8 protein-coding genes and 1 pseudogene are annotated in these 13,812 nt (G+C 59.3%); 5 read left to right on the top strand and 4 right to left on the bottom strand.

Annotated features, from left to right (window positions below; translation table 11 throughout):
• Positions 1-295 precede the first annotated feature (295 nt).
• Positions 296-2,209, bottom strand: coding sequence for a M23 family metallopeptidase (locus ACV4UY_RS10115; protein ID WP_491607475.1), 1,914 nt, complete (start codon positions 2,207-2,209; stop codon positions 296-298).
• Positions 2,210-2,551: 342 nt separating this feature from the next.
• On the opposite strand from ACV4UY_RS10115, the gene ACV4UY_RS10120 reads away from it, so the two are divergent.
• The 4 genes from ACV4UY_RS10120 to aroE all read left to right on the top strand — a co-directional run bounded on the left by ACV4UY_RS10120 (position 2,552) and on the right by aroE (position 7,862).
• Positions 2,552-3,790, top strand: coding sequence for a glycosyltransferase family protein (locus tag ACV4UY_RS10120; RefSeq protein ID WP_491607476.1), 1,239 nt, complete (start codon positions 2,552-2,554; stop codon positions 3,788-3,790).
• An 8-nt stretch (positions 3,791-3,798) separates the two neighbouring features.
• Complete coding sequence (locus ACV4UY_RS10125; protein ID WP_491607477.1) at positions 3,799-5,136, top strand: B12-binding domain-containing radical SAM protein; 1,338 nt, start codon at positions 3,799-3,801, stop codon at positions 5,134-5,136.
• 507 nt (positions 5,137-5,643) lie between these two features.
• The gene (locus tag ACV4UY_RS10130) at positions 5,644-6,720 is read left to right on the top strand and encodes an NAD-dependent epimerase/dehydratase family protein (protein ID WP_491607478.1); all 1,077 of its coding nucleotides are present in this window, start codon (positions 5,644-5,646) and stop codon (positions 6,718-6,720) included.
• A 284-nt stretch (positions 6,721-7,004) separates the two neighbouring features.
• Entirely contained in the window at positions 7,005-7,862 is an 858-nt protein-coding gene (aroE, locus tag ACV4UY_RS10135; RefSeq protein WP_491607479.1) for a shikimate dehydrogenase, read from the top strand.
• A gap of 188 nt (positions 7,863-8,050) precedes the next feature.
• Here aroE and ACV4UY_RS10140 read toward each other — a convergent pair whose 3' ends face one another.
• Together ACV4UY_RS10140 and clpB are read right to left on the bottom strand one after the other, a co-directional pair.
• The gene (locus tag ACV4UY_RS10140; RefSeq protein ID WP_491607480.1) at positions 8,051-9,337 is read right to left on the bottom strand and encodes a multiheme c-type cytochrome; all 1,287 of its coding nucleotides are present in this window, start codon (positions 9,335-9,337) and stop codon (positions 8,051-8,053) included.
• A 218-nt stretch (positions 9,338-9,555) separates the two neighbouring features.
• Positions 9,556-12,129, bottom strand: coding sequence for an ATP-dependent chaperone ClpB (gene clpB, locus ACV4UY_RS10145; RefSeq protein WP_491607481.1), 2,574 nt, complete (start codon positions 12,127-12,129; stop codon positions 9,556-9,558).
• A 116-nt stretch (positions 12,130-12,245) separates the two neighbouring features.
• On the opposite strand from clpB, the pseudogene ACV4UY_RS10150 reads away from it, so the two are divergent.
• Positions 12,246-12,478, top strand: a pseudogene (locus tag ACV4UY_RS10150) (IS5/IS1182 family transposase); the annotation flags it as partial.
• 268 nt (positions 12,479-12,746) lie between these two features.
• Here the strand turns inward: ACV4UY_RS10150 and ACV4UY_RS10155 are convergent.
• Positions 12,747-13,811: a class III poly(R)-hydroxyalkanoic acid synthase subunit PhaC gene (locus ACV4UY_RS10155; protein ID WP_491607482.1), complete on the bottom strand. Its 1,065-nt coding sequence runs from the start codon at positions 13,809-13,811 to the stop codon at positions 12,747-12,749.
• Position 13,812: the final 1 nt, after the last annotated feature.

Consider the following 13,812-nt stretch of genomic DNA (forward strand, 5'->3'; position numbering starts at 1 on the left):
GGGGCGGACTGTCCACGCCTGGACCTCCGTAGGGAGAGGTTCAAGCCTGGGGGGGCAAGGGGTTCTCCCTCGATCCTGCAAATTGGGGTCTTGGCTGCGTGCAGCATTTTTTCGCAAAAAACGCGAAAAAACGTTTTTTTGCAGAGCACGCTAAAGTCAAAAACAAAACCCTGGAGGCTCTGCCTCCAAACCGCCGCCGGAGACCTTCGGCCCCCCGTCCCCCGCAACAATTGAACTTCCCCATAAAAAAAGAGGGGCGATCCCCTCTTTTTTCATCCACTCTGTTGGCAACCCCTTAACGGGATTGGGAACGCTGCGTCAGGACCGCCGAAGCCAGATGGGTCACATCACCGGTCTTGCGCTTCTTGAGCAGGGCCATCAACTGATTGCTCTGATTGCGGAAGTCGGAGAGAAAACGCTTCTCCACCGGCCCGCTGGAAGGCAGTTGCACGGTGAAGGGGTTGACCTGCTGATCGTTGATGCGAACTTCATAATGCAGATGCGGACCCGTGGCCGTGCCCGTGGCACCCACGCGCCCGATCACCTCGCCCTGACGAATCCTCTGCCCCTGACGCATGCCACTGGCAAAGGAACTCAGATGGGCATAGGCAGTGCTGAACTTGGGGCTGTGACGCACCACGATCATGTTGCCATAGCCACCCTGATAGCCAACGGATTCGATGGTGCCATCACCGGCGGCACGCACCGGAGTTCCCACCGGCGCGGCATAATCCACACCCTTGTGGGCACGGTTGAACCCATAGACCGGATGCAGACGGTTGCTCGAAAAGACCGAGGAGACGCGGGTGTAGTCCATGGGTGCGCGGATGAACATCTTGCGCACGTTGTTGCCGTCCTTGTCGTAATAACCGACATGGCCGTTCGGATCGATGTAACGCACGGCACGGAACAATTGACCCTGATTGGTGAACTCGGCGGCGACGATATCCCCGTCCCGCACCCGCTTGCCCTTGTAGAAGAGACCTTCCTGAACGATGGTGAAGTGATCGCCAGGATGCAGATCACGGGCGAAGTCGATGTCCCACTCGAACAAACCGGCCAGCTTGATGGCCAGATTGCGCGACAGTCCGGCACGCTTGGCGGCAACGAACAGGGAGCGTTCGTTGCGAATCGTGCCGTCAATGGACTCGAGCCGCACATCGAGCATCTTCTTCTCGAACTTGGCGGTGAAGTGCTTGCCGTCGCGACTGGTGATCCAGAAGGTGCGCTCGCGATCGACCGGATACATCATGCCGATCAGGTTGCCGTTCGGCGCGAAGGAGAGGGTGATGGTCTTGCCCGGCGCGAGCTGCTTGGCCAGATCGAAAACCGGACGGGCCGACTTGGAGAGCTGCAGGGCGGTCAGATTGGGAACATGACGCCGAGCCAAAAGCGAACCAAGGGAGTCGCCCGGACGGATGGTGATCTCCTTGGTGGTGACGGTCAGACCCGAAAACTCACGGGAGAGCGCCTCGGCGATCGGCGGGGAGGAGTCGTCATCGTCGTCGTCGGACATGGCGGTCTCGTCCTCGACGATGATCTCGTTGTTGGACGCATCCTCATCCGCGTTGCGGTTGTCGCTCTTTTTGTCGGTCTTGGCCTCGGTCTGGGACTCGGGCTTGTTGTCGGAAGCGACCGGTTGCGGCGGCGGTTGACGGCTCTTTTCCAGAGTGGCGGTGATGCGCTCCTGCTCATCCATGGCGATGCGCAGGGTCTGGTCCTGTTCGATCGGATAGCTAAAGCCGATCAGTTGGTTGTTTTGATTGAAGGTCAGCTTGACCGGGGTATCGGTGCGTAAGCGCTGCTGGAGATCGAAGAGCGGTTTGGCCTTGAGCGCGAAAAGCTTGACGGTTTTTCTGGGAATGTTTTGACGCTGCATCAATTCGACGTAGGTATCGTCACGCCGGATCCGCTCGATGACCACCCGGGTCTTGGAGGCGGAACGTTGCGGTTCGACCACGGTTTGGATCGGCACCAGCGACGCCAGACGAACCGGGGTCGAGGGGATGCGCGAAACCTCGCCACGTCCCTCGGCGATCGGATCGTCGATGCGCGAGGCCTGGGAGTTACGATCCTCGCTTTTGAGCATTTTGCGGAAATAGTCCGGGGACTGATTTCCACCCGTGCTCGCCTGGGCAACCTGGGTCGCCATCAGGATCAACAAGGCCGACAACGTGCCGCGCAACCATTTCGTGGAGGATAATTGCATAATTTTTTCCACTTTATTCAAGCAGTTGATCTATCACTTCCGTCTGCTTTCCGTGTCAACCGGCCCCTTGCAATTTGCGGTCCGATCTGACATGCAAAATCCCCAAGAAGCGCTTTATAAGCTGACGGAGGGGCATAAATCATTCTTTCTAACTTCCCCCTTTTCTTATGTCAAGAATTTTCCTGCATGGTGGGAGATGATTTGGGTCAAAAATTATCTGATTAACGCATTTCAGCGTTACCCCTTTTACATTTAAAGAAAGCATGCGAAAATCGCCAAACCTCCTTTTCCACGCAAAAAATGGAGCATCCAAAACCCAATCAGCCAGGATACGATCGTTCCATGAACTTTCTCTATGCCGACGCCGGACTGACCAACAATCTCGGACACCACGCCAATTCGTGCCGCCATATCGTCCACGAAGCCAAACGACGTGGCATCCCCTCGGCCATTCTGGCCTACAACCACATCGAACCCGAGCTGCGCGACGAGCTTCTGGCCACACCCTGGTTCCGATGCAACCCTTACGGTGTCTACGACACCGATCCGTTGTGCGGCTGGTTGAGCAATTTCGATTTCGTGGCCCGTGCCACCCAGGAGGATTTCACCGGCCTGCAAGGGGTGGGTCGTGATGACATCGTGTTCGTGAACTCTGCCGGACCGGCCCAGTTTCATGCCGCGGTGAGCTGGATCCAATCCTTTCCCATGGATCAGCGTCCCACGATGATCATCGAATTCGGCCATTTCGCCGGACTGGTTCCGCAAGAGGGTGAAAACGGCAGCATCGAGCTGGCGGTGCGCTATCAAAACGATCCCCGTCCCTTGCTGCTTCGTTTTGTGGCCAAAAAGCTCCTCACCCCGGCGGATCACGGCTGGCTGCGGCTGGCTACCTTCGATTCCCAGGCCTCGGCCATTTATGAAAAGCTTTTCGACCATCCCATGCATGTGTTGCCGCTCTCCAACGGCACCCTCACCACCTGTCGCGATCGGGTTGGCACCCGTCCCATCACCGTCTCCCTGCTCGGCCATCAACGTCTGGAAAAGGGGTTCGGGCTGGTCCCCGAGGTGATCGGACGGCTGTTGAGTCTGGTTCCGGATGTGCGTGTCCTGGTCCACAACGGCGCGCCGGATCTTTGCGTGGATCTCCAGAACCAGTTGCGTGCCATCGCTCTGGGCGATCATCGTCTCATCCTCGAGGAGCGCACTGCCGGACCGGAGTTGTGGGGGCAGATGCTCGAGCAGTCCGATCTGATCGTCTGTCCCTACTATCGGGATCATTTCGTCTCCACCTACTCCGCGGTGGCCAGCGAGGCGATCGCCAACGCCATTCCGCTGGTGGTCCCGTCGCGCACCACCCTGGCCAATCTGGTGCAGCAGTTCGGTGGCCCTGGAATCGTTTACGACGACCCATCCGATCGCGCCGATGCCGATGTGGTGTTGCAGGCCATTCTCACCGCCTTGCAGCATTTCGATCCCCTGGCCGCGCGCGCCAGGCTCGCCTCGCAGCAGTGGGACGCTCTGAACGGTCCGCCGCGTCTGTTCGACACCATCCTTTCCTGGCATGCCGGGCGCGCGGGGTGAGTTTTGCGATGAAGATCCTGTTCAGCAACCCCCCCTGGTGGCAGGAGATCACCACCACGGCCTCGAATCAGGAGACCATGCTTCAGGGTTGGCGGGCCGGGGTACGTGCCGGATCCCGTTGGCCGTTCACCTATCAACTCCCGATTCCGCCGGATCGGTTTGAATTCGGCTCTTATCTCCCCTACCCCTTTTTCATGGGCTACGCCACCACCTATGCCGCCAGGGCCCTGGGGGTACCGGTGGTGTTTCGCGACAGCATCGCCCTGCGCGAGTCCTATGATCGTTATTTCGACTATCTGGAGCGGGAGCGTTTCGAGGTCATCGTCATCGAGTCGGCCTCGCCCAGTTGGGAGCACGATCGGGATCTCATCCACCGGATCGCCGCGCGTCTGCCGCACACTCGTTTCATCGTCACCGGACCGATCACCTCCCTGGGCGAGGCGTTGCTCAACGCCTCGCCCAACATTCAGGCCGCGGTTCGGGGCGAGTATGAAAAGGGGGTGGTGCGGGCTGTTCAGGGTGAGACGGGGCTGATCGATTTCGATCTGCTCACCTCAGAGGAGATGAACAGCGCGCCGTTCCCTTATTTCGATCATCTGTACGCCTACCGGTACTGGGACAGCAATCCGGTGGGGCAGCGCGCTCCGCACGCCCAGGTGTTGAGCAGTCGCGGATGTCCGTTCAAGTGCATCTTCTGTGTCTGGCCGGCCACCATGACCGGCAACGATCCGGACGGTGCGGGCAAGCGTTTCGTGCGTCATTACGGCGGTGACTATCTGGAAGCCTTCCTGACCGAATTGGTGGAAAAATACCATTTCAAGTCTATTTATTTTGACGATGACACCTTCAATCTTGGCGACCGACATGTCGAGAAGGTGTGTGCCATCATGCGCAAGCTCAAGGTTCCCTGGTCGGCGATGTGTCGTTCCGACACTTCTGGTTTCCATTTATGGCAGGAGATGAAGGATAGCGGTTGTTTCGGTGTCAAGGTTGGGTTCGAGAGTGGCGACCAGGAGGTGGTGGACAAGATCGTCAACAAGCGATTGAATCTGGAGGATGCGCGGCGGGTGGCCCATGAGATCCGGCGGGTGGGCATGACGTTGCATGGCACCTTCACCTTCGGGTTACCGGGCGAGACTCCGGAGCAGGTACGGCGTACCGAGGCGTACATTCTCACCTTGCCTTTGGATTCGATTCAGAAGTCGGGGTGTGCGGAGATCGAGGGGGCGCCGTTGCATACGTTGAGTCGGCAGAAGTTTTTGCATGCTTATCCGTCGGCCCGGTTGGATGCGCATTATGTGCGTGCCACGGATGGGCAATTGAAGTTCGAGCATCTGGTGAGGTAAGGGGCCGGGGGCCAGGGGGCCAGGGGCCAAAGGCCCCCGAAAAATTGTCACGGGGGACCGGGGGCCGAAGGTCCCCGGTGGAGGTTCGGAGGCAAAGCCTCCGAGGTTTTGTTTTTGACTTTGACTTTGTTTTTTCGTCCTTTGTCTTTCGCGCGCTTTTCACGATAAGCCTTTTTTCGCTCTTTTGCGAAAAAAGGCGCAAGCGCGCGGTCTCATGTGCCCTGAATCGTTGCCGTTCTTGGGCAACGATTCAGGGCGAATTGCTCGCGGCGGGCGCGATTGCTCGCGGCAGCTGAGTCGCCTCCGGCGGCCTGTTTGAGGCAAGGCGAAGAGGGGGCGTTTTGCCAAAACCAAAAGATCAAGGTTCAAGAGATCAAAGTCGTAAAGATCGAGGTTCAAGAGATCAAAGTCAAAAGCCACGTCCCAAGGGCTTTGCCCTTGGATCCCACCAGGGGCCATTGGCCCCTGGACCCCATCAGCGAGGCATCACAAGGAACTCACCCCACCATGACCTTCCACCGCATCCTGGTGACCGGCGGCGCCGGCTTCGTCGGCTCCAACCTGGCCTTGGCCTGCAAACGCGACCTGCCCGATACCGAGGTGATCGCCCTCGACAACCTCAAACGACGCGGCTCGGAACTCTCCCTGGAACGACTGCGACGCGGCGGGGTGAAATTCCATCACGGCGATATCCGCTGCCCGGAAGATCTCGACAGCCTCGAACCTGCGGACCTGATCCTCGAATGCTCGGCGGAACCAAGCGTTCAGGCCGGTTACAACAGCTCCCCAGCCTACGTGATCCATACCAACCTCTCCGGAACCATCAACTGCCTGGAATACGCCCGCAAACACGACAGCGCCTTGATCTTCCTCTCCACCAGCCGGGTCTATCCGATCGCATCCCTGCGCCAGATCCCCATGATGGAGGAAAACACACGCCTGGAGGTGACCAAAAACGCCAGCGGCATCGGCTGGTCACAAGCCGGCATTGACGAAACCTTCCCCCTGACCGGCAGCCGCTCGATCTACGGCACCACGAAACTGGCCTCGGAACTTCTGATCGAGGAGTACCGCGCCATGTACGGCTTGAAAACCGTGATCAACCGCTGCGGCATCCTGACCGGTCCGTGGCAGATGGGCAAGGTGGATCAGGGGGTGATCGTGCTGTGGATGGCACACCATTTTTTCAATCTGCCCCTGGGATACATCGGCTTCGGCGGCACGGGCAAACAGGTGCGGGATCTGTTGCACGTCGATGATCTGTATGATCTGTTGCGGGTGCAGATGGCGGATCTGGATCGGTACTCCGGAATGGTGCTCAACGTGGGTGGTGGTCGGGAGGTCTCGGTGAGCTTGAGCGAATTGACCGACTGGTGCCAACGCATCACCGGAAACGCGGTGCCCCTGCGCGCGGATCCGGTGACCCGGGATTACGACATCCCCTATTACATCACCGATCACACCCGAATCACCCATGCCACGGGCTGGATGCCGAAACGCGGGGTGGAGCAGACCTTACGAGAGATTCATGGGTGGATCCGAACCCATCGGGAGATGCTGGCCCCTCTGTTTGGAATCGCCTAAACCGCACCGATTACGGGATGCGTTGTTCCATGATCAAGGGTCCAGAGGGATTATCCCCCTGGTGGGATCCAAGGGCACAGCCCTTGGGACTTTGCTTTTGACTTGAGCGCGCTTTTCTCAAAGAAGCATTTTTCGCCTCTTTTGCGAAAATGCGCGGCGCGCAGCCTTCGCGAGCTTCGTTTCCATTTTTTGAAAACGAAGCTCGTATTTTGCACTGTGGCCTTGCAGGAAACTACGCATCTCAAAACAGACGCGGTTTAATACGAATCGTTGCCAGGAACGCCATGGAAAAAACCCACATTTACGGCGTGATCGGAGATCCGATCCACCACTCCCTCTCCCCCTTCATGCATCAGCTCGCCTATGCCGAGCTGAACATGCCGACCTGTCGTTATCTGCCGTTTCACGTACGCGCGGAGCGACTCGCCGAAGCGGTGCGTGGCATGGCGGCGTTGGGAATCGAAGGGTTCAACGCCACCATCCCCCACAAGGAGAATCTGATTCCCCTGATGGATGAACTCGATCCTTTTGCCCGCATGATCGGCGCGGTGAATACCGTGCGGATCGATCCCTCGGGCCGGATGACCGGGTACAACACCGATGCTTACGGTTTTGTCACCGATCTGCGCGAGATCTTTTCTGAACCTTTGCATGATCTCGACATTCTGGTGCTCGGGGCCGGGGGTGCGGCGCGCGGGGTGTTGGCCGGATTGTTACAGGAAGGGGCGAACCGGATCGTCTTGATGAATCGCACCCTGAACCGGGCCGAAACGCTCGCGAAACGGTTCTCCGAGCATTTTTCCGACCAGTTGGTCACGCCGTTGGCCTGGTCGAACCGTCTGCCGGCCTGTCGTCTGGTGATCAACACCACCAGTCTGGGGATGGGGGATGATGGCGCGTCGGTTCCGGATTTGAGTGATCTGGCTGAGGAGGCCGTGGTGTACGATATCGTCTATGCCCCGGCGGTCACGCCGTTGCTGGATGCGGCGCGCGGGCGGGGTTTGAAGGTTGAGAATGGTTTGGGGATGTTGATCCATCAGGGCGCCAGGGCCTTCGAGATCTGGACCGGACGGGTGATGCCGGTAGCGGCAGTGCGTGGAGGATTGAAGGAGCGGATGGGCATGGCGTCGCTGAGGGCATGAGAGGGTGAGTACGGGTTGGTAATCATTGCAGGGGTCCGGGGACCGCAAGGTCCCCGGCTTAAGTGCGGAGGCAGAGCCTCCGAGGTTTTGGTTTTGCAGGGGCCAGGGGCCCCTGGCCCCCATCAGTACAATCAAATCCTTACCCTGGAACTCCCGCCAGGGAGGTCCAGGGTCGGAGGGTGAAGGGGTTACAAGGTCACTTCCGCTCTGCCAACCAGGGCCGGCTTTTTCAACTCCTCGGGCAACTGATCGCCAATCTTCTCCATCATCGGCTTGGAGATCAGATTGAAATACAACTCGGCACGCACCACCTTGACCCCGGAAACCGGAATTGGATAATTCAACACCCGCTTTTCGCCCGGCTTCAAACGGGAATCCGGACCCAGCCTGGTGGCCTGGGGCGGCATGACCGGTTGGTTTTCGTTGTTGAGCAGTTTCAACATGAACATCGCCTGAGGATCCTCCTTGCCCGGATCCTCCTTGAAGTTGCTCCAGATCACCTCACCCTTGTCGTTCAACGCCTGAACCTTGAGCACCAGATTGCGGAACGGCGCACTGTTGGGCATGGTGTGCAACAAGGTGTTCTTGAGGATGATGGTCGCCTTGAGCCTGCTCTCCTCGTCCGAGGTGTACATGGAGAGCGCCAGGGACTTCCGCACCTTGTCCGGATCGTGACCGCCAAGGATCTCGTGGCTGGCGACACCATTGATCACCGGCATGTGACACGATTGACAGGTGGGCACCACGACATCACGACTCTCCTTGACCACCTTGCCCTTGACCTTGGTTTCGCGCACATCCTTGCCGAGCAGCAAATCGCCGATGGTGCAAACCGCCACCTTCTGGGGATTGACCATGGTCTGATGGCAGCCCAGGCAGATGTCGGAACTCTTGAAAAGCTGCGGATTGGCGCGATGCGGGAAACTGTTGACCTTGGGCTCCTTGTCGCCGCCGGGAACCACGACCGGTTCCTTGCCCCGCCAGGCCCCTTCCGGCCCCTGGAGGCTGTCCTTGGAGTACTCATAGGCCGAAGCGCCGAAGTTCAATTTGCCATCCTCGGCCTCGACCCCCTTGAACGAGGTCATGGTGTGGCAGGCGACGCAGTTGACACCCTCGGCATACATGGGTTTGGCGTCGAGCTTGGTGGTCTTGTCACGGGCGGCGATGGGAGCGTGGCACTGCAAGCAGGCGGGAAAGGATTTTGTGACCTTGTGGGTGACCCCCTCCTGGGAGGGATCGCCGGCTTCGTTGCGATAGACCGCGCCATGGATGGGATCGGTCAAGGCGGTGCTTTTGGCATGCATGGAGCCCTGCCACTGTTGAAAAATCTCCTGGTGGCACTCGCCGCAGTTGACCGAGGGGATGTGCTTCAAGGGAGGCCGTTCGCTCTCCGCCGGGGTATCCGAAGCCCAAACCGTCGCCGCGGAGAGCAACAGGACTCCCAACAGCAACGCCAATCCACCTCTACCCTGCACGACCATTGAAAATTCTCCCGATTGAAGTCAATCCTTGCCATTCCCCCAAAGGCACCGGACATCATATCAGAGTGCCCGGCGCGACTCCAGGAGACAATCGGGATTGCTGCATTCTCCGTGAATGTTACCATTTACCATGGAACTCCCGAAGGGAGAGGTCCATGGTACGGGGGATAAGGGGGGTTCTCCCCCCATCATGGCAATTACCGCATCGTCATCTATTCCAACCAGCGCACCTCCCCGCCATCCCAATCCGCCACCACCCGTCCGCCAGGCCGACAGCGACCCGCCAGCAAGGCCTCGGCCAGGGGATCCTGCAAGCGCCGCTGCATGAGTCGTTTCAACGGACGGGCACCGTAGTGAGGATCATACCCCTCCTCGGCCAATTGCCGACGCAGCGCCGGGGTGATCTCCAGGGTGATCCGCTGCCGCGCCAGGGCACTCTGGATCCGTTTGAACTGAATTTCGACAATGCTCTCCATTTGTTCAGCGCGCAATCGTTGAAAGAAAATGATCTCGTCGAGCCGGTTCAGGAACTCCGGCTTGAAGGCCCGTTGCAATTCGCCCATCACCTGGACGCGGGTGGCGTCCGAGAGCGTATCCCCCGCTGCGATCAGGTGGTGCGAACCGATGTTGGAGGTCAGGATAATCACCGAGTTCTTGAAATTGACCACCCGTCCCTGGGAATCGGTCAAACGGCCATCGTCGAGGATCTGCAACAGCACGTTGAACACATCCGGATGGGCCTTTTCGATCTCGTCGAACAGCACCACCCCGTAAGGACGCCGCCGTACCGCCTCGGTCAACTGTCCCCCTTCGTCAAACCCCACATAGCCGGGCGGCGCGCCGATCAGACGGGCCACCGAATGTTTTTCCATGTACTCGGACATGTCCAACCGGGTCATGGCGCGGTCGTCGTCAAAGAGGAAATCGGCCAGGGTCTTGGTCAACTCGGTCTTGCCCACGCCGGTCGGACCCAGGAACAGGAACGATCCCATGGGACGATTGGGATCGCCCAACCCGGCCCGTCCGCGTCGCACTGCCCGCGCCACGGCGGACAGCGCCTCCTCCTGACCCACCACCCGTTCAGCCAGACGGTTTTCCATCGACAACAGCTTGTCCCGTTCTCCCTCGAGCATGCGCGCCACCGGAATGCCGGTCCAACGCGCCACCACCCCGGCCACCTCCTCTTCGCCCACCTCCTCGCGCAACAGACGATCCGCGCTCGGTTCGGTGGCGGCCTGGTCCAGGCGTCGCATCAGATCCGGGATGATGCCGTATTTAAGCTCCCCGGCGCGGCTCAGATCCCCGCGCTGTTCGGCCTCGGTCAACTCCTGACGGGCCTTTTCCAAACTCTCTTTTAATTTTCGTCCTGCGTCGATGTGGGCCTTTTCCTGGCTCCAGCGCAGGGTCAAGACCGCCGAACGCTCCTTTTCGTCGGCCAAATCCCGCTCCAGGTGCGCCAGGCGTTCACGCGACACCGGATCGCTCTCCTTGGAGAGCGCGGTTCGTTCGATCTCCAGTTGCAGGATGCGCCGATCCAGCTCGTCGATCGCCTGGGGTTTGGAGGTGATCTCCATACGGATGCGTGCTGCCGCCTCGTCGATCAGGTCAATGGCCTTGTCCGGCAGAAACCGATCCGTGATGTAGCGATCCGACAGGGTGACCGCCGCCACGATGGCCCCATCGGCGATGCGCACACCGTGATGCAGTTCGTAGCGCTCCTTGATGCCGCGCAGAATCGAGATCGCATCCTCCACCCCCGGTTCGCCGATCAGCACCGGTTGAAACCGGCGTGCCAGGGCTGGATCCTTCTCCACATGTTTGCGGTACTCATCGAGGGTGGTGGCTCCCACGCAGTGCAGATCCCCGCGTGCCAGGGCCGGCTTGAGCAGATTCGAGGCATCCATCGCCCCGTCGGTGCGCCCCGCGCCCACCAGGGTATGCATCTCGTCGATGAACAGCACCACCCGTCCGTTGGCATCGCGCACCTCGTTCAACACCGCCTTGAGCCGTTCCTCGAACTCGCCGCGATATTTGGCCCCGGCGATCAGCGCGCCCATGTCGAGCGCCACGAAGCGGACATTCTTCAAGGATTCCGGCACATCGCCGCGCACCACCCGCAACGCCAGACCCTCGACGATCGCGGTCTTGCCCACTCCAGCCTCGCCGATCAACACCGGATTGTTCTTGGTGCGACGCGACAGCACCTGAATCGCCCGGCGGATTTCGTCATCCCGTCCGATCACCGGATCCAGCTCCCCACCGCGCGCCAGTTCGGTCAGATCGCGGCCATATTTTTCCAGAGCCTGGAATCCGCTCTCCGGATCTGCGGAGGTGACCCGGCGGTTGCCGTTGATCTCGGCCAGAGTGCGGCGCACCGTCTCCAGGGTGACTCCGAGTCGTTTGAGCAGTCCGGCAAGCTCCCCCTCCTTCTCGCGGGTCATGGCCATCAGGAAGTGTTCGGTGGAGACATAGGCATCGCGCATCTCTCGGGCCAGGCCATCGGCATCGGCCCACAGGGCCTGCATGCGGCGGGAGAAGTGGATCTGGTCCGCGCCTGTTCCTTCCACCCTGGGAATTCGTTCCACCAGGCGGGACAGCTCCTCTTCCAGGCGTGGCGTGGCCACCCCCATCTTGTCGAAGATCGGGCGGATCATGCCATCCCGTTGTTCCAGGAGTGCGAGCAGCAGATGTTCCGGTTCCAGGCGTTGTTGACGTCGGCTGGCGGTCAGGCCGATGGCCTGTTGCAGGGCCTCCTGGGATTTGGTGGTCAAGCGTTCCTGTTGCATGGGTCTAACGTTCCTCGAAAGGGGCGGGTCATGCGGGGGGCATGATCTCTTCTAAGGGATGAGATAGGGATGAGGGGAGGCCATTACAAGGTGTGGGAATTCTTGTGGATGGTGGGGAAACTGGCGGGGATTGGAATAATGTTTATAAACGATTTTCTCGCTGGGTAAAGAATGGTACATGGGATCGCGTCGAGCAAGCGGTGTCCGATGATCCAGATTTGGAAGAGCTGCTGATAGATAGTACGATTGTTCGTGTTCATCAGCATGCTGCTGGCGCTCAAAAAAAAACGGTCACCAGGCAATTGGGCGATCCAAAGGTGGTCTGACAACAAAAATTCATGCTTCGGTTGAATGTCAACACACCCTACGGATGCGAAAAGCGGACAACGACAATTTGCGAATGTGACAGCGGAGAGCTTGAAGAGGGGTGCTCGGCCCCGGTCCATGCATCCATGCATGACAACCGGGGCCTCGCGTTACCGTGGAACGTCCGAGAACGCGCCACGGATGGGGGGCGGGCGTATCCCCTGCCGGGGAGCCCGCCGTCAGATCAGGTGAATAAGTGGCGGGCGTATCCCCTTGCCGGGGAGCCCGCCGTCAGACCAGGTGAATGGGGATCAACCCCGCTCTTTGAGCCAATTGGCGATGGTCGGCGGAACCTCGGCCTGGGAGCGTCCGCTCACATAGATACCAATGTGACCACCGTTGAAGGCGAATTCGTTGTAATCGCTGCTGCCCACATACTGCTTGAGCGCCTTGGAGGCGTTCGGCGGCACCAGATGATCCTTGGTGGCGAAAACGTTCAATACCGGCATGGTGATGTTGGCCAGATCCACCCGACGATCGCCGATCTTGACGCTTCCCTTGATCAGGCCGTTCTTCTGGAAGAAATCCTTGGCGAACTGACGGAAGGTCTCGCCCGCCTGATCCGGTGAATCGAAGATCCACTTCTCCATGCGCAGGAAATTCTTCAACTTCACCTTGTCGTCGAGCAGATCCACCATGTCCAGATACTTCTGGCCAGTCAACCGATATGGGTTCATGGACAGGAAGGTGATGTTCAACAGATCGCCCGGAATGTTGCCCAGGGTATCAACCAGCAGATCCACATCCACGTTGCGCACCCACTGGCTCAACAGGTTGTCCGGCGTGTGGAAATCGACCGGCGTGACCATGGGCACCAGATTGCGCACCCGATCCGGATGCAGGGCCGTGAAGCAAAGGCTGAACGTGCCGCCCTGGCAGATGCCGAGCAGGTTCACCCGATAGATGTCATGCTTTTCGCGAATGTAATCCACGCAGTGCTTGAGATAGACATTGATGTAATCATCCATGGTCAGGTAGCGATCCGAAGCGTCCGGATAGCCCCAGTCCACCAGGTAGACATCCATGCCTTCATCCAACAACCCCTTGATCATGGAGCGATCTTCCTGAAGATCGGCCATGTAGGGACGGTTGACCAGCGCATACACCACCAGAACAGGCACCCGATGGGGATTCTCCACCTTCGGGGTGTAGTGATACAAGGTCACCTTGTCCTCGCGATAGACCGCCTCCTTGGCGCTGATGCCCGATTCGATCTGGCCCACCTCGGTGAAGGTCTTGAGTCCGGCGGTGAGCTTCTTGTTGAAACGCGACAGCTCTTCCACCGCCTTTTCCGGATTGATGGCAAACGGAAACATG

The organism is Candidatus Magnetaquiglobus sp. (assembly GCF_058402785.1).

Bases quoted from the DNA above. Each gene is read 5' to 3' on its own strand.
- ACV4UY_RS10115 (WP_491607475.1), bottom strand. From the start codon at position 2,209: ATGCAATTATCCTCCACGAAATGGTTGCGCGGCACGTTGTCGGCCTTG.
- ACV4UY_RS10120 (WP_491607476.1), top strand. From the start codon at position 2,552: ATGAACTTTCTCTATGCCGACGCCGGACTGACCAACAATCTCGGACAC.
- ACV4UY_RS10125 (WP_491607477.1), top strand. From the start codon at position 3,799: ATGAAGATCCTGTTCAGCAACCCCCCCTGGTGGCAGGAGATCACCACC.
- ACV4UY_RS10130 (WP_491607478.1), top strand. From the start codon at position 5,644: ATGACCTTCCACCGCATCCTGGTGACCGGCGGCGCCGGCTTCGTCGGC.
- aroE (WP_491607479.1), top strand. From the start codon at position 7,005: ATGGAAAAAACCCACATTTACGGCGTGATCGGAGATCCGATCCACCAC.
- clpB (WP_491607481.1), bottom strand. From the start codon at position 12,129: ATGCAACAGGAACGCTTGACCACCAAATCCCAGGAGGCCCTGCAACAG.
- ACV4UY_RS10155 (WP_491607482.1), bottom strand. From the start codon at position 13,811: ATGTTTCCGTTTGCCATCAATCCGGAAAAGGCGGTGGAAGAGCTGTCG.